23 protein-coding genes and 1 riboswitch are annotated in these 26,529 nt (G+C 33.6%); of the genes, 8 read left to right on the plus strand and 15 right to left on the minus strand.

Annotation, left to right across the window (positions count from 1 at the left end; all coding sequences use genetic code 11):
- Positions 1 to 134: 134 nt before the first annotated feature.
- The 3 genes from ACVEGE_RS04780 to ACVEGE_RS04790 all read right to left on the minus strand — a co-directional run bounded on the left by ACVEGE_RS04780 (position 135) and on the right by ACVEGE_RS04790 (position 3,256).
- Entirely contained in the window at positions 135 to 1,379 is a 1,245-nt protein-coding gene (locus tag ACVEGE_RS04780) for a sulfate adenylyltransferase subunit 1 (protein ID WP_192501150.1), read from the minus strand.
- Between the two features lie 168 nt (positions 1,380 to 1,547).
- Positions 1,548 to 2,447: a sulfate adenylyltransferase subunit CysD gene (cysD, locus tag ACVEGE_RS04785; RefSeq protein ID WP_192501149.1), complete on the minus strand. Its 900-nt coding sequence runs from the start codon at positions 2,445 to 2,447 to the stop codon at positions 1,548 to 1,550.
- 107 nt (positions 2,448 to 2,554) lie between these two features.
- Positions 2,555 to 3,256: a phosphoadenylyl-sulfate reductase gene (locus tag ACVEGE_RS04790; protein WP_192501148.1), complete on the minus strand. Its 702-nt coding sequence runs from the start codon at positions 3,254 to 3,256 to the stop codon at positions 2,555 to 2,557.
- 313 nt (positions 3,257 to 3,569) lie between these two features.
- On the opposite strand from ACVEGE_RS04790, the gene ACVEGE_RS04795 reads away from it, so the two are divergent.
- Positions 3,570 to 4,358 carry a sulfite exporter TauE/SafE family protein gene (locus ACVEGE_RS04795; RefSeq protein WP_173839280.1) on the plus strand — a complete coding sequence of 263 codons (789 nt, stop codon included), beginning with the start codon at positions 3,570 to 3,572 and terminating at the stop codon, positions 4,356 to 4,358.
- Between the two features lie 82 nt (positions 4,359 to 4,440).
- Here the strand turns inward: ACVEGE_RS04795 and ACVEGE_RS04800 are convergent, their stop codons facing one another.
- The 7 genes from ACVEGE_RS04800 to ACVEGE_RS04830 all read right to left on the minus strand — a co-directional run bounded on the left by ACVEGE_RS04800 (position 4,441) and on the right by ACVEGE_RS04830 (position 13,272).
- The gene (locus ACVEGE_RS04800) at positions 4,441 to 4,851 is read right to left on the minus strand and encodes an RrF2 family transcriptional regulator (protein ID WP_173839279.1); all 411 of its coding nucleotides are present in this window, start codon (positions 4,849 to 4,851) and stop codon (positions 4,441 to 4,443) included.
- Positions 4,852 to 4,926: 75 nt separating this feature from the next.
- Complete coding sequence (locus ACVEGE_RS04805) at positions 4,927 to 6,099, minus strand: trans-sulfuration enzyme family protein (protein WP_192501147.1); 1,173 nt, start codon at positions 6,097 to 6,099, stop codon at positions 4,927 to 4,929.
- A 100-nt stretch (positions 6,100 to 6,199) separates the two neighbouring features.
- Positions 6,200 to 6,646 (minus strand): OsmC family protein, encoded by a 447-nt coding sequence (locus ACVEGE_RS04810; RefSeq protein ID WP_192501146.1) that lies wholly within the window; start codon positions 6,644 to 6,646, stop codon positions 6,200 to 6,202.
- 103 nt (positions 6,647 to 6,749) lie between these two features.
- Positions 6,750 to 7,436 (minus strand): hypothetical protein, encoded by a 687-nt coding sequence (locus ACVEGE_RS04815; RefSeq protein WP_192501145.1) that lies wholly within the window; start codon positions 7,434 to 7,436, stop codon positions 6,750 to 6,752.
- Positions 7,437 to 7,494: 58 nt separating this feature from the next.
- A complete protein-coding gene (gene thrA, locus ACVEGE_RS04820; RefSeq protein WP_192501144.1) occupies positions 7,495 to 10,881 on the minus strand; it encodes a bifunctional aspartate kinase/homoserine dehydrogenase I in 3,387 nt (1,128 codons plus the stop codon).
- Positions 10,882 to 10,961: 80 nt separating this feature from the next.
- A riboswitch (SAM riboswitch) is annotated at positions 10,962 to 11,070 on the minus strand.
- A gap of 180 nt (positions 11,071 to 11,250) precedes the next feature.
- Complete coding sequence (locus ACVEGE_RS04825; protein ID WP_173853665.1) at positions 11,251 to 11,454, minus strand: hypothetical protein; 204 nt, start codon at positions 11,452 to 11,454, stop codon at positions 11,251 to 11,253.
- 543 nt (positions 11,455 to 11,997) lie between these two features.
- Positions 11,998 to 13,272 (minus strand): O-acetylhomoserine aminocarboxypropyltransferase/cysteine synthase family protein, encoded by a 1,275-nt coding sequence (locus ACVEGE_RS04830; protein WP_192501143.1) that lies wholly within the window; start codon positions 13,270 to 13,272, stop codon positions 11,998 to 12,000.
- Positions 13,273 to 14,135: 863 nt separating this feature from the next.
- Here ACVEGE_RS04830 and metK point away from each other — a divergent pair.
- Complete coding sequence (gene metK / locus ACVEGE_RS04835; protein WP_173856174.1) at positions 14,136 to 15,386, plus strand: methionine adenosyltransferase; 1,251 nt, start codon at positions 14,136 to 14,138, stop codon at positions 15,384 to 15,386.
- Positions 15,387 to 15,563: 177 nt separating this feature from the next.
- On the opposite strand, the gene ACVEGE_RS04840 is transcribed toward metK, so the two are convergent.
- Entirely contained in the window at positions 15,564 to 16,082 is a 519-nt protein-coding gene (locus tag ACVEGE_RS04840) for an outer membrane beta-barrel protein (protein ID WP_192501142.1), read from the minus strand.
- A gap of 147 nt (positions 16,083 to 16,229) precedes the next feature.
- Between ACVEGE_RS04840 and ACVEGE_RS04845 the strand changes: the two genes are divergently transcribed.
- Positions 16,230 to 17,021, plus strand: a complete 792-nt coding sequence (locus ACVEGE_RS04845; RefSeq protein WP_192501141.1) for a hypothetical protein — start codon at positions 16,230 to 16,232, stop codon at positions 17,019 to 17,021.
- On the plus strand, positions 17,021 to 17,635 hold the full coding sequence (locus ACVEGE_RS04850) for a deoxynucleoside kinase (RefSeq protein ID WP_173853660.1): 615 nt from the start codon (positions 17,021 to 17,023) through the stop codon (positions 17,633 to 17,635). Before ACVEGE_RS04845 ends, ACVEGE_RS04850 begins: the two co-directional genes overlap by 1 nt.
- 307 nt (positions 17,636 to 17,942) lie before the next feature.
- Here the strand turns inward: ACVEGE_RS04850 and ACVEGE_RS04855 are convergent, their stop codons facing one another.
- The 3 genes from ACVEGE_RS04855 to ACVEGE_RS04865 form a co-directional block, all read right to left on the minus strand.
- The gene (locus ACVEGE_RS04855) at positions 17,943 to 18,473 is read right to left on the minus strand and encodes an inorganic diphosphatase (RefSeq protein WP_173853659.1); all 531 of its coding nucleotides are present in this window, start codon (positions 18,471 to 18,473) and stop codon (positions 17,943 to 17,945) included.
- 284 nt (positions 18,474 to 18,757) lie between these two features.
- Positions 18,758 to 21,244 (minus strand): DUF5686 family protein, encoded by a 2,487-nt coding sequence (locus ACVEGE_RS04860; RefSeq protein ID WP_192501140.1) that lies wholly within the window; start codon positions 21,242 to 21,244, stop codon positions 18,758 to 18,760.
- A 71-nt stretch (positions 21,245 to 21,315) separates the two neighbouring features.
- Positions 21,316 to 22,296: a pyruvate dehydrogenase complex E1 component subunit beta gene (locus ACVEGE_RS04865; protein ID WP_173853657.1), complete on the minus strand. Its 981-nt coding sequence runs from the start codon at positions 22,294 to 22,296 to the stop codon at positions 21,316 to 21,318.
- Between the two features lie 268 nt (positions 22,297 to 22,564).
- Here ACVEGE_RS04865 and ACVEGE_RS04870 point away from each other — a divergent pair, with 268 nt between their 5' ends.
- From ACVEGE_RS04870 to ACVEGE_RS04885, 4 genes are all read left to right on the plus strand, one after another.
- The gene (locus ACVEGE_RS04870; protein WP_173853656.1) at positions 22,565 to 23,311 is read left to right on the plus strand and encodes an electron transfer flavoprotein subunit beta/FixA family protein; all 747 of its coding nucleotides are present in this window, start codon (positions 22,565 to 22,567) and stop codon (positions 23,309 to 23,311) included.
- A 72-nt stretch (positions 23,312 to 23,383) separates the two neighbouring features.
- A complete protein-coding gene (locus ACVEGE_RS04875; protein WP_173853655.1) occupies positions 23,384 to 24,352 on the plus strand; it encodes an electron transfer flavoprotein subunit alpha/FixB family protein in 969 nt (322 codons plus the stop codon).
- Positions 24,353 to 24,510: 158 nt separating this feature from the next.
- Positions 24,511 to 25,137, plus strand: a complete 627-nt coding sequence (locus tag ACVEGE_RS04880) for a bifunctional nuclease family protein (protein ID WP_192501139.1) — start codon at positions 24,511 to 24,513, stop codon at positions 25,135 to 25,137.
- An 87-nt stretch (positions 25,138 to 25,224) separates the two neighbouring features.
- Positions 25,225 to 26,049, plus strand: a complete 825-nt coding sequence (locus ACVEGE_RS04885) for a thymidylate synthase (protein ID WP_173853653.1) — start codon at positions 25,225 to 25,227, stop codon at positions 26,047 to 26,049.
- On the opposite strand, the gene ACVEGE_RS04890 is transcribed toward ACVEGE_RS04885, so the two are convergent.
- The gene (locus ACVEGE_RS04890; protein WP_173853652.1) at positions 26,046 to 26,342 is read right to left on the minus strand and encodes an isoamylase early set domain-containing protein; all 297 of its coding nucleotides are present in this window, start codon (positions 26,340 to 26,342) and stop codon (positions 26,046 to 26,048) included. The genes ACVEGE_RS04885 and ACVEGE_RS04890 overlap by 4 nt on opposite strands.
- Between the last annotated feature and the right edge of the window lie 187 nt (positions 26,343 to 26,529).

The following is a 26,529-nucleotide window of genomic DNA, read 5'->3' on the forward strand; positions in this document are numbered from 1 at the left end:
TATTTAATCGTAATTACCTGCTCGGTAAAAATTATTATCGGCATTTTAACATTTAAATAATAAATTTTATGACCACAAACATTTTCTACAATCTCTCCCTCTTCGCCGCGGCGAAAGGGTTGGGGTGGGGATTCTTATCTGATAAACCCTACTCCCGCAGTCGTATTGGTTGCCGCATCAATTAAGATAAAAGCACCGTTTGATTTATTATCGTTGTAAGCATCAAAATAAATTGCTTTGCTTAACTTGATATTTACTTCTCCTATTTCGTTAATTGCTAATTGAGACGCTTCTGTTGTTCCTGAAAAATCTGTAGCAATCACATTTTTCACGCTGTCAATCTTAGCCAAAACTCTGTTGGTGTTGTGTTGTACAAAATATTTTGCACCTGGAATTAGCTTTTTACTGTCCATCCAACAAACGGTAGTATTGATATCTTTCTCTACTTTAGGTAATTCCGATGATTTTACAATCATATCTCCTCTAGTTACATTGATATCATTTTCTAATTCGATAGTAACTGAAGATCCTACTGAAGCTTCGTCAAATTGCTTATCGAAAAAGTGAATGTTGGTTACTTTCGATTCTGTTAAAGACGGCAATACCGTTACAGCATCTCCTACTTTAATATTATTACCGTATAATTTACCAGCGTATCCTCTAAAATCGTGGTACTCTTCTGTTTTTGGTCGGATAACCGTTTGTACCGGAAAACGTGCTTTACCTTTTTCGTACACATCAGCTGGCTCTAAAGCCTCTAAATGTTCTAGGATTGTTTGTCCTTCGTACCAAGGCATTCCGCCTAATGATTCTACAACATTATCACCTGTCAAAGCACTCAACGGAATGTAACTTACGTTTTGTTCTTTGAAAGTACTTTTGGCGTTTAACGCTTCAAAGTCGGCTTTAATTTTATTAAAAACTTCCTCTGAATAATCAACTAAATCCATTTTATTTATAGCAACAATCACCTCTTTCACTCTCAATAAATTATTGATAAAAAAGTGACGGTAGGTTTGCTCAATAACCCCTTTACGCGCATCAATCAAAATGATAGAAACTTGTGAAGTCGAAGCTCCTGTAACCATGTTACGAGTGTACTCAACATGTCCTGGAGTATCAGCAATGATGTAACTTTTTTTGGCTGTCGAAAAATAAATGTGCGCCACATCAATTGTAATTCCTTGTTCTCTCTCAGCCACTAAACCATCAGTAGCTAAAGAAAAATCTAGATAATCATATCCTTTTTGCTTGCTGCTTTTTTCAATTGCTTCTAATTTATCTGTTGTCAAAGATTGTGTATCGTATAATAATCTCCCAATTAAAGTACTTTTCCCGTCATCTACACTTCCTGCTGTTGCTATTTTTAAAACTTCCATATTCTTATTTTTCCCCACCCCGACCCTCCCCGAAGGGGAGGGAGACGAGTCTGGTATGTTTTTATAAACTAATATATTTTTTATTTTCTTCCTTTAAAGATCAAAACTCGAAATTACTACTAATCGGCTTTGACCCCCTCCCCTTCGGGGAGGGCTGGGGTGGGGATTCTAAAAGTATCCTTGTTGTTTTCTTTTCTCCATCGCTGCCTCAGATCGCTTATCGTCAATTCTGGCACCTCTTTCTGATATCGTTGACAATCTAATTTCGCCTACTACTTCTGAGATTGTTGCTGCATACGAATCAACTGCTGCAGTACAACTCATATCACCCACTGTTCTAAAACGAACAATACGTTCTTCAATTTCTTCGTTTTCTTCTTGGTAAACGTATGGAGAGTGTGACCAAATCATTCCGTCTCTCAAGAATACTTTACGCTTGTGTGAAAAGTAAATTGACGGAATCTCAATTTGCTCTTGTTCGATATAACTCCAAACATCCAATTCTGTCCAGTTCGAAATAGGAAAAACACGTACGTTTTGACCATTTTCGATTTTACCATTTAATAAATCAAATAATTCTGGACGTTGGTTTTTTTCATCCCATTGACCAAAGTCATCACGAACAGAAAAAATACGCTCTTTAGCTCTCGCTTTTTCTTCATCACGACGAGCACCACCAATACAAGCGTCAAATTTAAACTCTTCGATTGCGTCTAATAAAGTGGTTGTTTGCAAACTGTTTCTACTAGAGTATTTACCCGTTTCTTCAACTACTTTTCCTTCGTCAATAGCATCTTGCACATTACGAACAATTAATTCTAATCCTAATTCTTTAACCAATCGGTCTCTGAATTCTATTGTTTCAGGAAAGTTGTGCCCTGTGTCTACGTGTAACAATGGAAAAGGAATTTTAGCTGGAAAGAACGCTTTTTGCGCCAATCTTACTAAAGTGATTGAATCTTTTCCTCCAGAAAAAAGCAATACTGGCTTATCAAATTGAGAAATCACTTCTCTAAAGATGTATATTGCTTCGCTTTCTAATGCGTTTGTTTTTAATATTGAACTCATTTATTTTAGTTTAAAATTTAAGGTTTAAAGTTTCAAGTTATTGCAACCCAAATAAATCCTTTAACTATTTATATTTTTTCTAATTACTTTGTACTTTTCACTAATTACTACTTCCCGTGCAAACCACATTCTTTGTGACTGGATTCCCACCACCATCTACCGGCTCTAATGTCTTCACCTTCGGCAATTGCTCTGGTACATGGCGCACAACCTATACTTACAAATCCTTTTTTATGCAAGGAGTTTTGTGGCACGTTGTTCAATTTTATATAATCTTCTACTTCTTTCAATGTCCATTTTAATAATGGATTGAACTTGATAATTTCGAATTTAGAATCATATTCGAAAAGATGTAAATCATGTCTATTTTCTGATTGCTCTGCTCTTAATCCTGTAATCCAAACTGAATTTCCTTTTAAAGCTTTAGTCAATGGTGCTACTTTTCGAATAAAACAACACTCTTTTCTATTGTCAACCGACTCATAGAAACTATTTGGACCTTTTGCATTCAATAAGTTTTGTACAGCTGTAGTTTCCGGAAAATAAACTTCGATATGTTTTTTATACTTCTTCAATGTTTTATGAAAAACATCATAGGTCTCTTGAAACAACCGACCCGTATCTAAAGTGAAAATAGTGATAGCCGTATTGCTATTTGCAATCAACGCCGTGATCACTTGATCTTCTTGCCCGAAAGACGTAGAAAAAACCACCTTATCTTTATATTCCTCTGCCAAAAAAGCAAAAGTCTCTTCAATTGAAAAGTCTTTTGTTTTGTCTATTAATGCTTGTACTATTATTGCGCTCATTTGTCTAATTTAATAAAAATCTATTACCCTATCGGATTAGTAGATTAGATTACAAAAGTAACACTTAAATCCTAACAAAAAAATAAAAGCAAGTATTTTATTTACTCCCAAATTTTCGCTGAAGTCTTAAATAATAGCGACTTAAAGCAAATATTAAATATTTCTAAAAAATACTGCTCTCCAAATTACTATTTCAAAATACAACGTCTATTTCAATAACATATTCGCAAAATTGAATAAAAATATTCATTAGTCTACTTCCCCTATAGGATAATAATAAAATAGTAGTTAATTTTGTCCAAAATATTTTGTTATGGATTTTCAATTGGGTTTGATCATTGCAGGTTTAACGGTAGGCTTTATAGTGGGACTCACAGGTGTAGGTGGTGGTTCATTGATGACTCCTATATTATTGTGGTTTGGCATCCCGCCCACAACCGCCGTAGGTACTGATTTACTATATGCTGCTTTTACAAAAATGGGTGGTATTTATGTGCACCATAAAAAGAATAATATTAATTGGAAAATAACTGGATGGCTTTCTCTTGGAAGTGTACCAGCGGCATTAATTACCTTATGGATTTTACATAGTATAAAGGCGGATATCTCCTCATTAAATTCGGTAATCAAATATAGTTTGGGTTGGGCACTTCTATTTACTTCAATAGCGGTATTGTTCAAGAAAAAATTATTGGCTATCTCACAAAAACATTCTGGAAACAAATTTCACACTGAGAGTCGTACTCAAAATTGGTTAACTGTGGCGATTGGAGTATTACTGGGGGCTACGGTAACTTTAACCTCTATTGGCGCAGGAGCTTTAGGGACAGTGACATTGTTCTTTTTATACCCACTATTAGCAACACCAAAATTAGTGGGTACCGAAATAGCTCATGCCGTCCCCTTAACTTTAGTCGCAGGACTTGGTCATGCCAGTATGGGAAATTTAGATTTGGGTTTACTAGCGCAACTACTAATGGGGTCGCTACCAGGAATATTTATAGGAAGCATGTTAAGCGGTAAAGTTCCTGATTTATTTTTACGAAATGCAATTGCAGGAATGTTATTCTTTGTAGGTTACAAATTGGTTTTCATGGCTTAATTAAAATTTAAGATGTGAAAAACCCCTTACTATACATTAGCAAGGGGCTTTTTATATTTTAATCACAAACGGATTCACGCATTTAAAAGGCAATATCTGCCAGTGTATTATTCTCTAATATTTGTAGTGTATTGTCTCTTACTTCAGTCATTAATTTTCGAACTGCGCAAGAAACCTCATCTTGACAGTCGTCACACTTTTCATAAAAATTATGACTAGCACATGGCAATAAGGCAATCGGTCCTTCAAGGATTCGGTATACTTTGGCCATATTAATGTCCTTTGGCTCTTTGATTAAATAATAACCTCCGCCTTTTCCTTTTTTAGCACCTAAAAAACCAGAATGACGTAATAGCAATAATATACTTTCTAAAAACTTAACAGAAATATTTTCACTTTTTGCAATATCAGCAATGGCAACCGGTGTTTGATCTTCTTGGCGAGCCAAAAAAGTCAAAGCTTTGATTCCGTATTTAGTTTTCTTTGAAAGCATAATTTAGTAACTGATATTTATTTCATTATTGATACCAAATCTACAATCTAATTTTCGCAATAACAAGCACCCAATTTAATCTAAAGCCTGATTTAAATCTGCAATGACATCAGCGACTGTTTCTAATCCTACAGATACACGTACCAAACCATCTGAAATACTAACTTTTAAGCGTTCCTCCACAGATAATTTACTATGCGTTGTAGAGGCAGGATGTGTAACAATGGTTCTTGTGTCACCTAAATTTGGCGAAAGCGAACACAGTTTTATCTTATCTAAAAAATTTCGACCTGCTTCCAGTCCACCTTTTATTTCGAAAGCGACAATGTTACCACCAGCTTTCATTTGTTTTTTGGCGATTTCGTGTTGCGGATGCGATCTCAAAAACGGATATTTCACTTTATTTACATTGGGATGCTGCTCTAAAAACTCCGCAACTTTCATTGCATTTTCGCAATGTCTGTCTAATCGAATAGCCAAAGTCTCCAAACTCTTAGACAAAACCCAAGCATTAAACGGTGATAATGAGGGACCTGTCAAGCGACTAAACAAATATATTTTTTGAATCAGTTCAGGATCACCAACTGTAATTCCGCCTAAAACTCTTCCTTGTCCGTCCATTAACTTCGTAGCCGAATGCACTACCAAATGTGCTCCCCATTTTATAGGTTGCTGCAAATAAGGAGTTGCAAAACAGTTGTCAATTACTAAAATTAGATTGTACTTTTTGGCAATTTTTCCAAGCAATTCCAAATCAATAATGTCAACCGCAGGATTTGTTGGTGATTCTGCAAAAAGAATCTTTGTATCTGGGGTGATGAAACTCTCGATAGTTTCTGGTTTATTGATGTCAAAGTAGGATGTTTGAATGTTCCATTTTGGAAAATAGTTCACAAACAAGGAATGCGTCGCTCCAAAAACACTACTTGACGAGACAATATGATCACCAGATTTCAATAAAGCAGCCATGGTCGAATACACCGCAGCCATCCCAGAAGCAAAGGCAAAACCAGCAGTTGCTCCTTCCATTTTACATACCTTTTCTACAAACTCGTTAGTATTTGGATTGCTGTAGCGGCTATAGATATTTCGGTCTTTTTCTTCGGCAAACGAGGCACGCATGTCTTCGGCATCTTCAAATACAAAACTTGAAGTTAAGTACAAAGGAACCGAATGTTCTAAATATTGAGTGCGTTCTAATTGGGTGCGGATGGCTTCAGTTTCAAAACCGAAATTATTATTTTCCATAAAATAGCCCCCTCACCCCCAAAGGGGGAATTGATACTGGGGTGATTTAAATTGTTACTAAATATTATTAATTCTCTCAGATTGTGACTTTCACCATAATCTATAGCGTTCCCCCTTCGGGGGTTAGGGGGATTCCATTCAAAACTACTTTGTAATGTATTGTCGCTGTAGGTTCTAATGTTTTAGAAACCGAGCAATATTTATCAAAAGAAAGTTGGGCCGCTTTTGCCGCTTTGTCTTCTTTAATATCCCCTTCCAAATGAAACACCAAATAGATGTCTTTAAAAGGTTTTGCTTCGCCTACTTGCACGCGTTCTCCTTCGACCTCAGCTTTGAATGAAGTGATCACTTGGCGTTGTTTTTTTAGAATCGAAATCATATCAATGGCACTACATCCAGCAACTCCCATTAATACTAATTCCATTGGGCTTGGTCCTTGATCATCTCCACCAAATTCTGGACGGCTGTCTACATTTACTATGTGACCACGTTCGTTTTTTAATTCGAAATGGAAATTGTCGTTTACTCTATTTAATGTAATTTTCATAATGTATTTTTTTGAACATTGTTATTGCTTATTTTAAATGCGGATAAACTAGCCTTAAAAACGCTAACAACTTATATTTTTATATTCCTTAGATAAAACTTTATTATTTTTTCTTTTTAGGACTAGCTTTTTTCGGAGCTTCTACTTTAGCAGGTTTGTTGCAATCATTGGTTTCATACAACTCTATTAATTTGTTTATCAAAGTTGTTTTTTTGAAATTTTCAGCATTTACAGCAGCTAAAAATTTTGGACAATCTTTAAATAATAAATCACAATGCTTTCTAACTGTTTTATCTAAACCTACATTAATAGACATCATGTCAGACAAATAAAAAATAAAAAACACACCATCTTCTTTTTCTTTACCCATATAAAGAATTGTACCTCCGCTCATTCCTGTACTAGTCCCATTTGAAGGGTTATATCTAAATGTTGACACAGCAATATCAACTGCAAGCTTAATACCCTTCGAATAAACAACATAAAGCCAATATTTCTTGCCCGTTTGCTTAATTCCTTTTTCTCCTTTGTCAGTATTAATAAAAAGTCTTTCAGCTATAGATATATTGCCTTCGCTATCGCTAAACTCTATTTTTTTAAGACCTTCACTTAGTATTTTTTCGGTATCCCCCTTTTCAGTAAGTCTAAACTTAACTTTTGAATCATTTATTTCAACCATTTCTGCAAAACCTTCTTTTGTGGTACCATTTTCAAAAGTAAGTGTTGCTTTTATAAATTTTGCCTGCATGCTTATTGACATTAAACAAAAAAGGACAATAATTTTCTTCATTTTTTTTATTTTAGTTTAAATTCAAAAGTACTTAATTTTAGGATCTAATTATCCAATTTTATCCTTTATCCGATAATCTCAAAATATCTCCAAAAACACCTCTCGCAGTAACCGCTGATCCAGCTCCGGCTCCTTGTATTACGATTGGACGATCTCCATACGACTCCGTATATATTTCGAAGAAAGAATCAGAACCTTTAAGTCCACCCAAAGCAGTATCCGAAGGTACGGAAACTAATTTTACTTCCAAAATTCCTTTGTCATGTTGTAAATCTCCAGACAACTCCCCTATGTATCTCAATACGTGATTCGGTTTTTGATCTTTTTTTATTTTATCATAAATAGGATCAAACTCTTTCAATTTCGTCAAGAAATCAGCAGCGCTACCTTCACGTAAATGTTCCGGAATTAAATTTTGGATAGCAACCTCATCAAACTCGTTTTGTAAATCCAATTCTCTAGCTAAGATCAATAATTTTCTTCCCACGTCATTCCCACACAAATCTTCTCTTGGGTCGGGCTCTGTGAATCCACTGTCAATTGCTTCCTTTAATATTTCGCTGAACGGAACATCCTTAGCAGAAAAATGATTGAACAAATAACTCAAAGTTCCTGAGAATACCCCTTTGATTTTAGTGATATTCTCTCCCGAAAGGTGTAGCAACTTAATAGTATCGATAAGCGGTAAACCGGCACCAACATTGGTTTCGTACAGATAATTCTTTTGATTTTCGGCTAGTACATTTCGCAATTCTTTATAAAAACCATAACTCAAGGTATTGGCTACTTTATTAGACGAAATCAAATCAAAACTATGCTCTGCTAACGGAATATAATTTTCCACAAAAGTAGCACTCGCAGTATTGTCAACTGCGATCAAATTCTCTAAATGATGTTCATTTGCATAAGCGATCACATCATCAATAGTGTACGAAGCGCCATTAGTATCAATTTGGTTTTTCCAATCAGCGGCAACTCCGTTTTTATTTAAAAGCACTTTCTTAGAGTTGGCGATAGCAAAAACATTCAGCTTAATATCTTTTCTTTTTTCAATGGCTTTTGCCGATTCCAGAATTTGGTTAATCAATGTTCCTCCCACTAATCCATGTCCGAAAATAGCAATATTTATTTTCTTGGCTACACCAAAAATTTCTCCGTGAATAACATTCAGCGCTTTGTTGAGCTCAGACTTTTTCACCACCAAACTTACATTTTTACCCGTAACGGTATTATTAAATAAGATAGGAACGATTTTGTTTTTAATCAAAGCGGTATAAGGCTTATGAAACGTACTCAAATCTTGACCAATTATCGAAATCACCGATACATTATCGACCACCGTAATTTTATTGACATCTTTAGAATAGAAATCATTTTCGAATTCTTTTTCTAGTTCGATCATCGCTTTTGTGGCTTTATCAGCCGCTACTACAAGGCCAATTCCACGTTCTGACGAACCTTGCGAAATAATACTTACACTAATGTCATTGTCACCCATTACTTTAAAAATACGGGCATCAACTCCTGTTTTCCCTAACAATCCCCTTCCTTCAAGATTAACCAAAGACACATTCTCTAAAACAGACAAGGTTTTAATTCCGCTTTCATTAGAGTTTGAAGTAATTAATGTTCCTTTATTTTCATGATTGAACGTATTCAAAATACGCAGTGGAATATTTTTTTCTAACAACGGAATGATTGTTTTGGCGTGCAAAATATTCGCCCCAAAATTGGCCATTTCATTCGCCTCGTTATAAGATAAGGATTCGATTTTTTTAGCATCAAGAACCAACTCAGGATTGGCCGTGTATATTCCGTCTACATGTGTGAAGTTTTGCAATTCTTCGGCATTGATATAATTTGCGATCAAAGAAGCCGTATAATTACTTCCGTTTCTACCTAGAGTAGTTGTTTCCTGTTTCGCATTTGAACCAATAAAACCTGTAAGTACTAAAACCGAATCTTTATTTTCTTTAAAAACTTGGATAACATTCTTTTTCGAAATAGCATCTAATGGCTGTGCATCACCAAAATTTGAATCGGTGATAATTAATTCTCTTGTATCGGCCAGCTTTGCAGGAATGTTTTTTTGGTTTAACAAAAACACCACTAGTTTCGCAGCAAGCACTTCTCCTTGCGCTAGTACTTGGTCTTTAATTTTGTCGCTATAATCACCAATCAAGCTTACGCCTTCAAATAGTTTGTCCAGTTTATCAAATTCTGCCGAAAAATCGACTGCATCAAAACCATCCTTTTGGTAGGTTTTAAAACTTTCTAGCAGTGGCTTATAATTTCCGTTTTTGGCAGCAATTGTCAAGATATCGTCTAACTCATCAGTTGCTTTCCCTCGTGCCGACACCACAATTGCTATTTTTTCATCTTGCTTAATTTTATTCTCGATTATATTTACAACTGTATCGATACCTTCGCCATTAGCTAAAGATTTTCCACCAAATTTTACTATTTTCATCTGTTTTTTATTTTTGAAAACAACTTCTAATAAATTGTCTAATTGTTCGTATTCCATCAAGAAAGCATCATGACCATGTGCAGAGTCAATCTCACTGTAGAATACATTATTTTTAAATTTCTTGATTTCCATGTAGGTTTCTCTATTCTCCTTTGCTGTAAAAAACAAATCAGAATTAATTCCTACGATATAAATATTGGCTTCTACTCTTGAAATGATTGATTCTAAAGACTCGTGATTCCGAGTAATATCAATCGTTTTTAAAAGCTGATTCATCATTTTGTAAGCCGCAAGTTGAAATCTTTTTTCTAGTTTTTCTCCATGATAGTTCAGCCAACTCTCCACTTGAAAAGTCTCTAGCTGTACATTAATGTCACGATTAAATTTTTCCTTAAATGACTCTGGCGTGCGATAACACAACATGGCATGTATGCGCGCATCTTCAATTGGCTTTTTAGAATTATTCAAAATTTGCTCTTGTAAATAACAATTGGCAATCAACCAATCTGTCGCTTTCCAATCTGTGGCTATGGGAATAAAGTTTTGCGCTAGTTTAGGCTCTAAGGCCAAAATTTCCCAGGCAATTCCACCTCCTACCGAGCCTCCGATAAGGGCAAATAAAGAATCAATCTTTAAAACGCGAAGTCCTTCGATAAATATTCGAGCGATATCTCTAGCAATAAAATCTCTGTAGTTCTCAATGGTAGCTGAGTTGAAACCATTACCAGGCACATCAAAGGAGACGATGGTATATTTTCGAGTATCAATTGTTTTGTCTATGCCTACAATATCATTCCACCAACCCGACTCTCCAATCACTTGAGAATTTCCAGTCAAGGCATGATTAATTAAAATAATGGGAGCAGTATGCAATGGGGCGCCAAAAACCTGATAACTTAAGTTTAAGGTAGCATAAACAGCACCATTGTGTGTGGTGAAATTATGTATGGCTATATGTGTTGGTTTATTTTCCAATGTCAAATCTTTTATTGATTTTGATTTGTATTTGGAAATATTAAAAAGAAAAAACTAGGTAAATACTAGAGAAATTCTTGTTGTTATCTTTCCACTTTTGGGAGTGGTAGAATGCAGCACCTTCTTCGATTTCTCGAAGGGTTGCTAAGGCTTCATCGGGTCTAATCCCTCGTCCTTTCTTTATAACATTTCAATACGTGTGTGAACTTAAAGATACAAATTAACTATTATTTTTTTTAACAAGCAAATAATAATAGCGCCCTTTTAGGATATAAAACATAATGTAACAAAAAAACGCAAGACATCACTGAACATAACAATTCAGAAATTCCTCGCGTGTAAATCACTATAAAGACAGCTCGCTATCAATTAGATAAAAAGAGTATCGTTTTCCTTTGAATACATCAAAAACTGTAACGAATTTGGCGATTTATTTAAATCATTAGCATTTGTATCATTGATGCCAAATCTTGGATGAACTAAATCATCAACTGTAATTTTTATAATATTTTTTTTAGCCTTTAAATTCTTTAAAAAACTTACTGCTCTGGTAATTCTACTAATTGTCCCCATGTGTCTACTTATTTAATTGTTGTTATGTTTATCCTTGCTTGTTTATTACTCTTTATTCTATTTAAATACTATAAAAAAACCCTTTTGGGTGTATACCAAAAGGGTTTAAGTTATAATAACTTATACTTTTGGTGTATCAACAAATTTTCGCAAATAAGGTAATCAGTAGCGATTTATTATTTCTAAAAAAATGTTTTCCCATATTAATTATCTTTAAATTCTAAATTATTTTAATAAAAAAGCCCTCCAATAATATAGGAAGGCTGATGCTTAATTATAGATATAATGTAAGGCAATCACTTCCTTGCGGATGATTCCGAAATAGTTTTAAAATTTACAATAATGATTAAATTCATCTTTGGTATTTTCTTGAGACAAATTTCAGTATTTTTTTCCTGTTTTCCTAATGATATTCAACATTTTAACGCTTATTTAAGCAAAATATTGTAATGTTATAAACCGAGATTATAATAGTATAAAACTCACCTTACATTTAGTCCTAAAAACTGTTTTTAATCGATAATAATCGCTCTTTATAAATTCTTACAAAAAATCAAAAACTGCTTTTAAGTCGGATTTTAAATCATCAATATCTTCCAAACCTACAGAAAGCCGAATTAAATCCTTAGAAACCCCCGAAGCCAATTGTTGTTCATCAGATAATTGTTGGTGCGTTGTACTTGCTGGATGAATAATTAATGATTTTGTATCTCCAATATTAGCCAACAACGAAAACAACTTTGTATCATCGGCTACTTTTTTTGCCGCTTCAAAACCACCTTTTAAACCAAAGGTCACTAAACCGTTTTGTCCCTTTGGCAAATAACGTTTCGCTAATTCGTGGTATTTGCTTGATTGCAATCCTGGATAATTAACCCAAGCCACTTGATCTTGACTTTCTAACCATTGCGCTAAGGCTAATCCGTTTTCGCTGTGTCTTTTTACACGAACAGCTAATGTCTCTAAGCCTTGAATGATTTGAAACGCATTAAACGGACTCAAAGCAGCTCCATAATCACGTAGTCCTTCTATACGCACTCTTGCTATAAAAGCAGCGTTTCCTAAAGCTTCATGATAAACCAAACCATGATAACCAGCATTAGGTGTTGTAAACTCTGGAAAACGACCACTACTCCAGTCAAAAGTTCCCGCATCAACTATAACACCTCCTAAAGAGGTACCATTACCTGATATGTATTTTGTCAAAGAATGAATAACAATATTTGCTCCGTGCGCTATTGGATTCAGTAAATAGGGAGAAGCAACCGTGTTATCTACAATTAAAGGCACTTTTAATGCTTTTGCTTCAGCAGAAATAGCCTCAATATCTAATACATCTAACTTTGGGTTACCTAAACTTTCGATAAAAAACACTTTTGTATTCTCATTCGCTGCCTTAGTAAAATTAGCCGGGTCAAAAGGGTCTACAAAAGTGGTTGTAATTCCTAGTCGTGGTAAAGTTGTTTGCAATAAGTTGAAGGTTCCACCATACAAACTGCTCGAAGCCACAATGTGGTCTCCCGTTTTTAACAACACTAATAAAGCTGTTGTGATGGCCGCAGTACCTGAAGCAGTCACTACAGCTCCTATTCCGCCCTCTAATGCAGCCAAACGTTGCTCCAGAATGTCATTAGTAGGATTATTAAGTCTCGTATAGATATACCCAGCTTCAGAAAGTCCGAATAGGTTTGCTGCATGTTCTGAATTATCAAAAACATACGATGAAGTTTGGTAAATAGGCACTGCTCTCGTTCCTGCGTGCTTTGTTACATCATGACCTGCATGCAATGCGTTTGTTTCAAATTTATTAGTACTCATAATTAGTTTATTTATTAGTGTTAATACGATTATTAATTTCAAAAAAAAACCTCCCAATATCATGGGAGGCTTTGCAAAAAATCTTAGTTATATTTAGATTCAAACAATAGAGCATTCCCAGGAAATATCCTGAAACTTAGTGCACATCATTTGTTTAATTACAGCCATTGTTATTATTTTATATTCCAAATTTGCAAACTAATTACCAAACCACCAAACTATCTCAGCATAATTAACAAATTTACTAGTATTTGTTGTTTTTTAATAATATTGAAATTAAAACAAATTCAAAGAGGCCTTGAAATAATTTATCCCACAATAACTAAAGCAACATTAATTTGAAGCAGAAGATTCCGTATTCAAGAACACCCCTCCTGCTCTTCGCTAAATCTCCTGTATTTGCTAGCGCAATACAAGAGGATACCGCTGCGATCAGGGCTAGCAAACAAGATCTCATTTTACAAAACACAACCCTGATTGTACTATTATTATAAACGCGCTCAATTACAAATTAAAACAGCAACGTTCACATTTAACCTGATCAAATGACCGTCTTGAAAATACAATAAGAGCTCAATTTATCATCATAAATACAGTCTAATAACGTTATTTTTCACTTTAATCAATTGTCATGCTTTTATCTTAAAAAAAAAGTTAAGTTTAATTTGCAATTCAAAATCGTTTCATACCTTTGCACTCTAATACAAGAGGAAAAATTTGAACTGATTGCAACCTCTTCATAATGAAATGAATTCATTATGGATGCTGAAAAATTTTCAGTAGAAAAAATGCTAAAGCAGAAACTCTACTTTAGTATTTCCCGCAATTATTTTTCCTCCGTTAATTTTAAATTTATATTTATTATGGCATATTTATTTACGTCAGAATCTGTGAGTGAAGGACATCCAGACAAAATTGCAGATCAAATTTCCGACGCATTAATCGATAACTTTTTAGCATTTGATGCTAATTCAAAAGTAGCATGTGAAACTTTAGTAACTACAGGTCAAGTAATTTTGGCTGGAGAAGTAAAGTCAAATACCTACTTAGACGTACAACAAATTGCTCGTGATGTAATCTCAAAAATAGGTTACACTAAAAGCGAATATATGTTTGAAGCAAATTCTTGTGGTATCCTTTCGGCTATACATGAGCAATCTGCGGATATCAATCAAGGTGTTGATCGCTCAAGCCCAGAAGAACAAGGTGCCGGTGATCAAGGAATGATGTTTGGTTATGCTACAAATGAAACAGAAAACTACATGCCACTAGCATTAGACCTGTCTCATAAATTACTAAAAGAACTAGCCATATTAAGACGCGAAAATAACGAAATTACTTATTTACGTCCTGATGCTAAGTCCCAAGTTACTCTAGAATATAGTGACGATAACAAACCAACGCGTATTGAGGCGATTGTTATCTCTACACAACACGATGATTTTGCTGAAGAAGCGATTATGCTTGCTAAAATCAAAAAAGACATCATTGAAATATTAATCCCAAGAATCATTGCTAAAAATCCAGCTAGCGCTCATTTATTTAATGATACTATTCAATACCACATTAACCCAACGGGTAAATTTGTTATTGGTGGGCCTCATGGTGATACTGGTTTAACTGGTAGAAAAATCATTGTTGATACATATGGAGGTAAAGGTGCACACGGTGGTGGTGCATTTTCGGGTAAAGATCCAAGTAAAGTAGATAGAAGTGCTGCTTATGCTACCCGTCATATCGCTAAAAATCTAGTTGCTGCAGGTGTAGCTGACGAAATTTTAGTACAAGTTTCTTATGCTATTGGTGTTGCAAAACCAATGGGGATTTTTATAGAAACATACGGTACATCAAAGGTGAATTTAACTGATGGTGAAATTGCTAAAAAAGTAGAAGCAATCTTTGATATGCGTCCTTACTTTATTGAGCAACGTTTAAAGTTAAGAAACCCAATCTATAGCGAAACAGCTGCTTACGGACACATGGGACGTACGCCAGAAACGGTAACAAAAACTTTCTCAGCACCAGGAGGATTAACAAAGACAGTTAACGTTGAGTTATTTACTTGGGAGAAATTAGATTTTGTTGATCAAGTCAAAACAGCTTTTGGATTGTAATTTAAAAACATACTTAAATTTAAAACGGCTATCTATTCAGATGGCCATTTTTTTTGCCATATTAATCAGAGTGAACTCGTATAACATTACGAATTCGCAAGTTTCCTATTACATAAAACACAAAAAAAGCTGCTTCTAGAAAGAAACAACCTTTTTAAAATTACCTAAATTGTTTAATTACAATTTGTATGTGATACCAGCTCTAACACCACTAGCTGAAGTACCTCCTCCTAATTGTAAGTTTACACCAAAGTTATCTGTGAAAAAATAACGACCCCCTACATGTAATCCTAAACCAATATTATCCGGAGTATTATCATAAATAACAATACTATTATTATTAACATCGTTTTTTGAAAACCAATTATAATAATTCAAACTAGCTCCTGCATAAACATCCCACTTACTTGGAACATTAAGTAATTCATTAAAATGGTAATTCCCATTAGCCTGTATTCCTAATGCATTTTGGCTATAATCGTAACCATATCTAGTTTCTCCCCAAGATTGATAAGATAATTCCGCTCCAATAGTAATATTAGGAAGAAGACCATAATCAAGACCCACATATCCTAATCCTCCCCATCCAGAAGATCCTAATCCACCATTCAATTGTATCCCACCTTTTTCTAAAGGTGCCTGTGCATTGACAAAGCCAAAAGCAAATAATGCTAATAAAAGAGCAATTTTTTTCATTTTTTAAGTTTTAAATTAAGCGTCACATCATGTGAAAATCGATAAGTAAAAGTAGTATTTTTCAACTAAAAACTTATAATAACCATATTAGATGAAATAACGAAGATTGTGACTTATTATTATGCGGTTTATTGTAATTTTACTTTTATGAAAAAACTGCTTTTTTTATTCCTTGTTTTACATTTCACTTTTGCGAAAGCGCAGAGTGAAAAAATTAATATTACTAAAATAAATACCTTTCCATTTCAAGCGGAACAGTTTATTGGTTTTGACTCTTATCAATTTTATTATTTTATCGAAAACAATGTTTTGCACCGAATTAAAGACCACAAATCCTTAGAATACAAAAATATTTCACTGGGTAAAATTACCCAAGTAATTATAGAAAACCCACTTAAAATCATTCTGTTTTACGGAGACTTTAACACAATCATAATACTAGACAACCAACTTAACGAAATCCAGAAAATTAATTTGACAGAGAATAATATCCCCATTATTGCAAGTAGTACCGGGATTGCAGTACAAAATCAATTGTGGATTTACGATAGTTTAAACCAGCAAATTGGACTTTACAATTACCTGAAAAATAGTTTCCGTTACATCTCAACTTCTTTCCCGGATCAGTCAAAATATGAGCAATCAGACTTTAATAATTTTTACTGGATAGACAAAAAAAACAATTGGTATAGTTGCGATATTTTTGGTAAAATAAACTTGATTGCTAAAATCCCTGATTTTGAAATGGTTAAAATATTAAATGAAAAAGAATACATTTACTTTAAAAACGGAAACTTTTTTTATGTAGATGTAAATAAAAAAGAAATACAACAATTTGAAATTTTGGAAAAAACGTTTAAAAATTTCTATTACAAAGACCAAATTTTAGCTATTTTTACATCAGAAGGAATTATCAATTATAAAATCACAACACCGTAATGCACATAGCAGTAGCAGGAAATATAGGTTCTGGAAAAACAACTTTAACACGTTTGTTAGCAAAACAATTTAAATGGGAACCCCATTATGAAGACGTCGTTGACAATCCTTACTTAGATGATTTTTACCATCAAATGGAGCGCTGGTCTTTTAACTTGCAAATTTACTTCTTGAACAGTCGTTTTAGACAAGTAATGCAAATTCGCGAAAGCGGTAAGAAAATCATTCAAGATAGAACCATTTATGAAGATGCGCATATTTTTGCTCCCAATCTTTTTGCCATGGGATTAATGACCAACCGTGATTTTCAAAATTACTCTTCGCTTTTTGAATTAATGGAATCAACAGTTAAAGCTCCTGATTTATTAATTTATTTAAGAAGCTCAATTCCCAACCTAGTGGGACAAATTCATAAAAGAGGACGTGAATACGAGAATTCCATATCAATAGATTATTTAAGTCGCTTAAACGAGCGCTACGAAGCTTGGATCCACACTTATGATCGTGGAAAATTGTTAATTATAGATGTAGACAACATTAACTTTGTAGATAATCCCGAAGATTTAGGAACAATTTTTAATAGAATTGATGCCGAATTAAACGGATTATTTTAGTTTATTGCCTTACACATACTAAAAAAGAGGTTGCTTCATAATAAGAAGTAACCTCTTTCTATTTATTAAAAGAATGGATTATCCCCAAGTTAAACTATTATACCTAATTTTTGCTGTTCCAGAAGATTGGCAATACTCAGCTGTTTTAAAATAATACACATTATCAAAACTTGAACCCAAGCTTTAATAAAAAGCTGATTTTTAAAACAATTAAAAAAGAAATAAAAATAGCATCAAAAAGTTATAAGCATAAAAAAAAAGCAATATTCAATTAAGAATATTGCTTTTTGAACTTTATATCGTAAAATTATTTAATACTAAATAATCCTGCTGGTTTGTTTTCTAATGCATTAAAACGGTCTGTACATTTTTTAATAATGTCATGCGCTTCAGTAACATCTCCCCATCCACCTACATCAACAGTTTTGTTTTCAAGGTCTTTGTATACTCTAAAAAAGTGTTCAATTTCTTTAATTAAATGTGGGTTCATATCAGACAAGTCATTTAATGAATTCCAAATAGGATCAGAAACTGGTACACAAATTACTTTCTCGTCTGGTCCTTTATCATCAGCCATATGAAAAACACCAATAGGCTTCACTTCCATTACACATCCAGGAAAAGTTGGTTCAGTCAATAAAACCAATACATCTAATGGATCTCCATCTAAAGCTAGTGTTTCAGGAATAAATCCGTAATCAGCTGGATACATCATCGATGAATATAACATTCTATCAAAACGCATTCTTTTTATTTCAAAATCGTACTCGTATTTATTTCTACTTCCTCTTGGAATTTCGATTAAAACATCGAAAGTGGTTATTTTGTCTGCTGTCATTTTATTATTTTGTTATCTTATGTACTTTTTATGCGGAGGCAAAAGTAGTTTAAAATCCTTTTTATTACAAGAATTATCACAGTTAAAACGCAATACTACAAAAGCTTCCTTATTTATTTGTCACTAATTAGGTTATCCATTTCGATAAAAATCCCAACTACAAGTTTAAATATTGCTATCAAAGTTAAACTATTTTGGCCTATGCCAAAGTTTTTAAGAACAATTGGTGCTTTTACACTAAAACACTTTGACATTTGTAAGCTCTAAAATCAGTAGTGTAGCTATTAGAAATAAAAACCAAAAGAACCTTTAACTGTAAACTTTTGAGCATCTGGTGTATTTAGGTAATTCCCTCTCCAACCAAAATCAATTCTAAAAACCTTGAAGATATTACCAATACCAGCGCTATATTCCCAGTAAACACTTTCTGGAGCAACATAAGTCAAGCCAGATGCATTTATTGCTCTATTAGCATCAGAGATTGTTCCGTAAACTCCTTTAGCACCTATAATCTCTCTCCAATTGAGTTTACGCATAAACGGAATTCTAGAAAAAAGTCTTCCTCCAAAATTATGTTCCCATTGCACTGTAGCATATTGATCAGTAACAAACTCATAGAAATTAAGATTACTAAATGTATTCTCAATAGTAAAATAAGTTTGGTTTCCAGGAATCACACTCATCAATCCTAACGGAATAGTTCCAAATGTTTTACCCGCCTCAACTATAACATTAGAACGCCCTAATGGCCCTATTATTATAGGTTGCTTATAATACAACTGCAATCTGTCATACTGAAAATCACTACCTAACAATCCTTTGAATCCATGACTGTAGTTTACATAGAAACGACTAAACGGACTATCAACATCTGACCTTTCTACACCATAACCTATCGTTTTTCTATTAGGCGTAAACTCAACTTGAAAATTCACCTCAGATTGTTTTACTCTATTTTCTACAACCGTATTGGCTGTATCAGTATAATAATCCAAACTAAAACTATCCGAAGCTGCCTCTAAGGTTCTGTAAGAAAAACCGGTTTGAAAAGTAAGGTTTTTAATAGGCTCCATTTCGATACCTACATTAGTCAAATTAATATTGGTAAGCTTACCGTTGCTCCCTGTAGAGAACAATGATGACGAAGCAAAACTTCTACCTAGAACATCATTTGTGGTGGTCAAACTCGCACCTATTTGCTCAATATCTCTACGATTACCTCCAGAGATAATAATACGTTTCTTTTTATCAATCATCCATTTACCTGACAACCCGTATTTGAATTTATTATCATCAAATCCGTACGCGGTGTACCCTTGTAAACGCCAAGCATCATTAGGTCCAAAATAAGTTCTACCTCCTACTCTCAATCGAACTCCCTCTACTTCATTATAACCAAAAGTAGAAAATATGGGTCCATAATCAAAATGACCAAACTGCATATATCCACTTCCTAAAATAGACGCTAAATTATATAAATTCTTGAATTTCTTGACTGTTTGTAAAGTATCAAGCATTTTATAAATCCCTTTCTCATCTTTATTTAAATTCTCGAAACGATTTTCATCCCAGTATTCATCTGATCGATTATAGACATCATTATCTATGTAATTAACTTCCTCCTTATAAAAAGCAGCTGGTTTCTCTATATTAAATTTATGACTATCATAAAGTGTGGTTCTTTTTCCATAAACCCCTTTAGACCCTTCTTTTTTATTCAAAGCAAAGTCTGACATCATATAATCACGTGTTAATAAAAACACTGAATCATTTTGAACATCAAATTCTTGCTCAATATAAATTTCTTTCACCCAGTTAATATTAGCACTTCTAGTAACAGCCATATTAATTTTCTTAATCGCATAGGTGGTATCATTTACCCAAAAGTCACCTTTAAAAGTCAACTCATTTTTTCTTCTTGGATAAAAAACAATATTATAACACCACTTTTTATCTATGTAAGCACTGTCTCTTAAAATGTAATTGTAAACATCAATTCCAGTTTTTGATAAAGGACTTGTAAAACTCTTGTCAAAAAAAGTTAAGTGATTGTTATAAATATCATAGTCAGAATACAAATCTTTTACAAAAGACAAAATTTGCTGGTTATCACTAAAGCCCGAATTTTTATTTGCATTAAGCTTCTCTTTTACTTTTTTAAGTTTATTATTTCCGTAAACTTCAGATAATGTCTCATTTATAAATATTGGTAAATAGGTTTTCCCAGTAACACTAGATGTATCCATATGATCAAAAATAAACTCCATACCCTTGAAAAGCTTATTTTTCATGAAAGCGCTATCAATAGTATTCATATCAAACTCAACCTTTTCATATTTCTCCATTTGATATTGATCAAACTGATACAAACCGTTTTTACGCTTTCTTTCCCAAATCTTTCTAAGAATATCAAGTGCAGGATTGTCTTTTTTAGATGTTTTACCAGTAAAAATAACCACTTCATTCAGCGTTTCCGTCTCCCCCAGTTTAACTTTTAAATTATAACTTACCGCTTGCAGCAAATTAATTTCTCTATCATTAAAACCTACAGACGACACTGTTAAAACAGTATAAGTACTAGGTGATTCTAAATAAAAACGACCATCTTCGTTAGAAACAATCCCTTCGCTAGAGCCTTTAAAGGCAACATTAGCAAAAGGAATGGGCAAGTTGTCTTTATCAAGAATAACACCGCTTACTTTAGTTTGCCCAAACAAACTAGTAGCAACCGTCATCAATAAAAACAAACTTAAAAAAATATATTTTTTCATAATTCAACTTTAAAAAAAAACTTCATCACACTAATGTATGATGAAGCTTTAATAGTATTATTTGCAATGTATTATTTTTTATACATTACTTTTTTAACTGCCTTAACAACATCATCAGCATTAGGCAACCACTCCTTTAATAAAACAGGAGAATATGGTGCTGGTGTATCAGCAGTAGTAATTCTTTGTATTGGCGCGTCAAGAAAATCAAAAGCACGTTCTTGAACAATATATGTAATCTCCGAAGCAACACTTGCAAAAGGCCAAGCCTCTTCAAGAACCACCAAACGATTTGTTTTTTTAACCGACTTTAAGATCGTATCATAATCCATAGGACGTACCGTTCTTAAATCAATAATCTCACATGAAATTCCTTCTTTGGCTAATTCCTCAGCAGCAATATGTGCTTCTTTGATAATTTTTCCAAAAGAAACAATCGTCACATCAGTACCTTCACGTTTTATATCAGCTACTCCTAGTGGAATTATATATTCTCCATCAGGAACCTCACCTTTATCACCATACATTTGTTCTGATTCCATAAAAATTACAGGATCATTATCACGAATAGCAGCTTTTAAAAGCCCCTTAGCATCATAAACTGTAGATGGAACAACTACTTTAAGACCCGGAGTGTTAGCAAACCAGTTTTCTAATGCTTGTGAGTGTGTCGCACCTAATTGACCTGCAGATGCAGTTGGACCACGAAAAACGATAGGAACATTAAATTGTCCTCCAGTCATTTGACGCATTTTAGCTGCGTTATTTATAATTTGATCAATACCTACTAAACAAAAGTTGAAAGTCATATATTCAACAATAGGACGACAACCATTCATCGCTGAACCTACAGCAATACCAGTAAAACCTAACTCAGCAATAGGAGTATCAATAACTCTTTTTGCACCAAATTCATCAAGCATACCTTTAGATGCCTTATAAGCACCATTATATTCAGCAACTTCTTCACCCATTAAATAAATGGACTCATCATGACGCATCTCTTCACTCATCGCTTCGCAAATGGCCTCTCTAAATTGTATCGTTCTCATATTTATATTGTATATGTGTATTTTCGAAAAGCAAAAATAAATATTTTAAATCACTTTTATGCATAAAATTCTTTAAAATAATTAGAAGCTATTTCCGGCTATCCGCTTTATCTTGCTGTGGCTAAAGGAGCCACAGCAAGGATACCACTCCTATCCGGGCTACGAAATCGAAATAGTGTTAAAAAAAATATTATGCACGCATAGTATATTATTCAAATTATTATTTTAAATTTGTAAAAGAAATTACGAAAATTAAAAACATACAACCATGAAAATATTAGTTTGCATCAGTCACGTTCCTGATACTACTTCGAAAATTAATTTCGTCAATGGCGATTCAGAATTTGACACAAATGGAGTACAATATGTAATCAACCCAAATGACGAGTTTGGTTTAACAAGAGCTATTTGGTTTCAAGAGAAACAAGGAGCTACAGTTACAGTTGTAAACGTAGGAGGTCCTGAAACAGAACCAACTTTAAGAAAAGCACTTGCAATAGGAGCTAACGAAGCAATTCGTGTTAATGCTAATCCTACTGATGGATTTTTTGTTGCAAAACAATTAGCCGAAGTAATCAAAACAGGAGGTTACGATTTAGTAATTGCTGGTAAAGAATCATTAGACTACAATGGCGGTATGGTTCCTGGAATGATTGCTGGAATCCTTGGATACAACTTCCTAAACTCTTGTACGGAATTAACTGTTGATGGAAATAACGCAACAGGAGTTCGTGAAATTGACGGAGGTAAAGAAACTGTTTCTACAACATTACCATTAATCATTGGTGGTCAAAAAGGATTAGTTGAAGAAAAAGATTTACGTATTCCTAACATGAGAGGAATTATGACCGCTAGATCAAAAGCATTAGCAGTAGTTGAACCAGTTGACGCAGCTGTAAATACTAAAGCAGTGAAATTTGAAAAACCAGCTCCAAAATCAGCAGTGAAATTAGTTGCTGCAGATAATTTAGATGAGTTAATCAATTTATTACACAACGAAGCGAAAGTAATTTAATTTAAGACCTCTCTTTCACATAGAAATTGAATCTTTAAATAATTACATTTTCCAATCTTTAAATTTAAAATTATGTCAATATTAATATATGCAGAATCAGCAGAAGGAAAATTCAAAAAAGTAGCTTTTGAATTGGCTTCTTATGCAAAAAAAATAGCTGAATCTTTAGGAACAACAGTTACAGCTGTAGCAATAAATGCTGGAGACGTTTCTGAATTAGCAAAATACGGAGTAGACAAAGTATTAAAAGTAAACAACGATAAACTTAAGGGTTTTACTGCAAAGGCTTATGCTGATGTAATTAAACAAGCTGCTGAAAAAGAAGCGACTAAAGTGGTTGTTCTATCTTCTACAACTGATAGCATTTACTTGTCTTCACTTGTAGCCGTTGCTTTAAATGCTGGTTACGCGTCTAACGTTGTTGGACTTCCTGTAAGCACAACTCCTTTTCAAGTAAAAAGAAATGCTTTTTCAAACAAAGCTTTTAACATTACTGAAATTACAACTGATGTAAAAGTATTAGGATTAGCCAAAAACTCTTACGGGATTTTTGAAAACGCAGCAACTTTAACAGAAGAAGACTTTAACCCAACTATTGCCGATAATGACTTTGGAGTAAAAGTAGAATCAGTTGAAAAAGTTTCTGGAAAAGTTTCTATTGCTGATGCTGACATCGTGGTATCTGCAGGTCGTGGATTAAAAGGACCAGAAAACTGGGGAATGATTGAAGAATTAGCTTCAGTACTTGGTGCTGCAACTGCTTGTTCAAAACCAGTTTCTGACTTAGGATGGAGACCTCACTCTGAGCACGTAGGACAAACAGGAAAACCTGTTGCTACTAACTTATATATCGCTATTGGAATCTCTGGAGCAATTCAACATATTGCAGGTATCAACTCTTCTAAAGTAAAAGTAGTTATCAACACTGATCCTGAAGCACCTTTCTTTAAAGTAGCTGATTATGGTATCGTAGGAGATGCCTTTGAAGTAGTTCCTCAATTAATTGAGAAACTAAAAGCATTCAAAGCGCACAACTCATAATATAATAATTTATTAAAAAATTAGCTGCCAAAAAAGATAATTGTATCTTTGTTTTTGGCAGCTTTTTTTATGCCCATTTTTTAACAAAGAAAGCACCAAATCTAATTCCATATTAAAAACTTTAAATTAAGTACCAAGTACTTTACATTACAGCAATTATGAGCTTAGTTAAATTGTCAATTAAAGGAATTTCTTATAGTCAAACTCAAAATGGTGCGTACGCGCTTATTCTAAACGAGGTTGACGGCGAAAGAAAACTTCCAATTGTTATAGGTGCATTTGAAGCACAATCTATTGCTATAGCTCTAGAAAAAGAAATCAAACCACCACGTCCATTGACTCATGATTTATTTAAGAATTTTGCCGAGCGTTTTGATATCGTAGTTAAACAAGTGATTATTCATAAACTTGTAGATGGCGTTTTCTACTCTAGTATTATTTGCGAAAGAGATAAAATTGAAGAAATTATAGATGCTAGAACATCTGATGCTATTGCTTTAGCATTGCGTTTTAACGCTCCTATTTTTACTTACAAAAATATTCTTGATAAAGCAGGTATTTATCTAAAAGCAAACCCACTTGAAACCGATAGTGATTCGCAAGAAATCGATGACATCCTTTCTAATCCAGAAACTTTTGGAACTGAAACCGATAATAACCAATTAGGTCGCACCTACATGAAACATAGTTTAGAGGAATTAAATGATCTATTGCAACAAGCAGTAGAACAAGAAGATTATGAAAAAGCGGCAAAAATAAGAGACGAAATTTCTAAAAGAGACTAATAACTCCCTATTATTTGTTTGATTTTATTCTGGCGAAACCCATTAATTTTCAACAACATTATATTTTATTACAAAGCAACAATTCAAATGAAGCAATATTTAGATTTAGTACAACACGTAATGGAAAACGGTTGTCAAAAAGGAGATAGAACCGGAACTGGAACAAAAAGTGTATTTGGATACCAAATGCGTTTTGATCTAGCCGAAGGTTTTCCAATGGTAACTACTAAGAAGTTACACCTAAAATCTATTATTCATGAATTGCTATGGTTTTTAAAAGGCGACACTAACATTAAATACCTTCAAGAAAACGGAGTAAAAATCTGGGATGCTTGGGCAGACTCTAACGGGGATTTAGGCCCTGTTTACGGTCACCAATGGCGCAACTGGAATAGTGAGGAAATTGATCAAATTACTGATTTAATTACCGAATTAAAAACCAACCCTAATAGCCGCAGAATGTTAGTTTCTGCATGGAACCCTTCTGTATTACCTGACACCACAAAAACATTTGAAGAAAATGTAGCTAATAACAAAGCAGCACTTCCACCCTGTCACGCATTTTTTCAGTTTTACGTAGCAGATGGAAAGCTATCTTGCCAATTGTATCAAAGAAGTGCCGATATTTTTCTGGGCGTACCATTTAACATTGCTTCTTATGCACTATTTACAATGATGATTGCACAAGTATGTGACCTAGAATACGGAGAGTTTATCCATACTTTTGGCGATGCACACATCTACAATAATCATTTTGAGCAATTAGAGTTACAACTATCTAGAGAGCCAAAAAAATTACCTAAAATGCTTTTAAATCCTGAAATTAAAAACATCTTTGATTTTACATTTGATGATTTTACTCTAGAAGGTTATGACCCGCATGCAGGAATAAAAGGAAGCGTCTCAGTTTAAACTACTAAAACTCCATTTTCAGACCCAGCATAATCATTCCATTTATAATAATCTGCTTCTGTTTCATTAACATAAGCACCATCAATCATGTACTTAAATTCATACGAAGCGTCTTTATTTAAATCAAAAACACCTTTAAAATTTCCGTTTTTCAATTTACTCAAAACTCCTACTTCAGGATTCCACTCATTAAAATCACCTACAACCGATGCTTTTTCAGCATTACCTCCAGCAATTATAAATGTAACTTTACATACTGGTTTTGACTTTACAAACCGCTTTTTTAAAGACATAATTATTTCATTTTTAATATATTAGCTAATTTAATATAAAATATCACTCATAGTAAAATTCGAGTACGATTTATAACAAATTACAAATGGGTGTTAAATTTTAATTAATTCAATAATTTTACAGCCCTAATATTTTTATCAGAATAAAAAAACAGAACCATCACAGCTCAAATATTACACAACATGG

This window comes from Flavobacterium sp. PL002 (genome assembly GCF_054165825.1).

Coding starts and splice junctions, on each gene's coding strand:
- ACVEGE_RS04780 (WP_192501150.1), bottom strand. CDS start 1,379: ATGGAAGTTTTAAAAATAGCAACAGCAGGAAGTGTAGATGACGGGAAA.
- cysD (WP_192501149.1), bottom strand. CDS start 2,447: ATGAGTTCAATATTAAAAACAAACGCATTAGAAAGCGAAGCAATATAC.
- ACVEGE_RS04790 (WP_192501148.1), bottom strand. CDS start 3,256: ATGAGCGCAATAATAGTACAAGCATTAATAGACAAAACAAAAGACTTT.
- ACVEGE_RS04795 (WP_173839280.1), top strand. CDS start 3,570: ATGGATTTTCAATTGGGTTTGATCATTGCAGGTTTAACGGTAGGCTTT.
- ACVEGE_RS04800 (WP_173839279.1), bottom strand. CDS start 4,851: ATGCTTTCAAAGAAAACTAAATACGGAATCAAAGCTTTGACTTTTTTG.
- ACVEGE_RS04805 (WP_192501147.1), bottom strand. CDS start 6,099: ATGGAAAATAATAATTTCGGTTTTGAAACTGAAGCCATCCGCACCCAA.
- ACVEGE_RS04810 (WP_192501146.1), bottom strand. CDS start 6,646: ATGAAAATTACATTAAATAGAGTAAACGACAATTTCCATTTCGAATTA.
- ACVEGE_RS04815 (WP_192501145.1), bottom strand. CDS start 7,436: ATGAAGAAAATTATTGTCCTTTTTTGTTTAATGTCAATAAGCATGCAG.
- ACVEGE_RS04825 (WP_173853665.1), bottom strand. CDS start 11,454: ATGGGGACAATTAGTAGAATTACCAGAGCAGTAAGTTTTTTAAAGAAT.
- ACVEGE_RS04830 (WP_192501143.1), bottom strand. CDS start 13,272: ATGAGTACTAATAAATTTGAAACAAACGCATTGCATGCAGGTCATGAT.
- metK (WP_173856174.1), top strand. CDS start 14,136: ATGGCATATTTATTTACGTCAGAATCTGTGAGTGAAGGACATCCAGAC.
- ACVEGE_RS04840 (WP_192501142.1), bottom strand. CDS start 16,082: ATGAAAAAAATTGCTCTTTTATTAGCATTATTTGCTTTTGGCTTTGTC.
- ACVEGE_RS04845 (WP_192501141.1), top strand. CDS start 16,230: ATGAAAAAACTGCTTTTTTTATTCCTTGTTTTACATTTCACTTTTGCG.
- ACVEGE_RS04850 (WP_173853660.1), top strand. CDS start 17,021: ATGCACATAGCAGTAGCAGGAAATATAGGTTCTGGAAAAACAACTTTA.
- ACVEGE_RS04855 (WP_173853659.1), bottom strand. CDS start 18,473: ATGACAGCAGACAAAATAACCACTTTCGATGTTTTAATCGAAATTCCA.
- ACVEGE_RS04860 (WP_192501140.1), bottom strand. CDS start 21,244: ATGAAAAAATATATTTTTTTAAGTTTGTTTTTATTGATGACGGTTGCT.
- ACVEGE_RS04865 (WP_173853657.1), bottom strand. CDS start 22,296: ATGAGAACGATACAATTTAGAGAGGCCATTTGCGAAGCGATGAGTGAA.
- ACVEGE_RS04870 (WP_173853656.1), top strand. CDS start 22,565: ATGAAAATATTAGTTTGCATCAGTCACGTTCCTGATACTACTTCGAAA.
- ACVEGE_RS04875 (WP_173853655.1), top strand. CDS start 23,384: ATGTCAATATTAATATATGCAGAATCAGCAGAAGGAAAATTCAAAAAA.
- ACVEGE_RS04880 (WP_192501139.1), top strand. CDS start 24,511: ATGAGCTTAGTTAAATTGTCAATTAAAGGAATTTCTTATAGTCAAACT.
- ACVEGE_RS04885 (WP_173853653.1), top strand. CDS start 25,225: ATGAAGCAATATTTAGATTTAGTACAACACGTAATGGAAAACGGTTGT.
- ACVEGE_RS04890 (WP_173853652.1), bottom strand. CDS start 26,342: ATGTCTTTAAAAAAGCGGTTTGTAAAGTCAAAACCAGTATGTAAAGTT.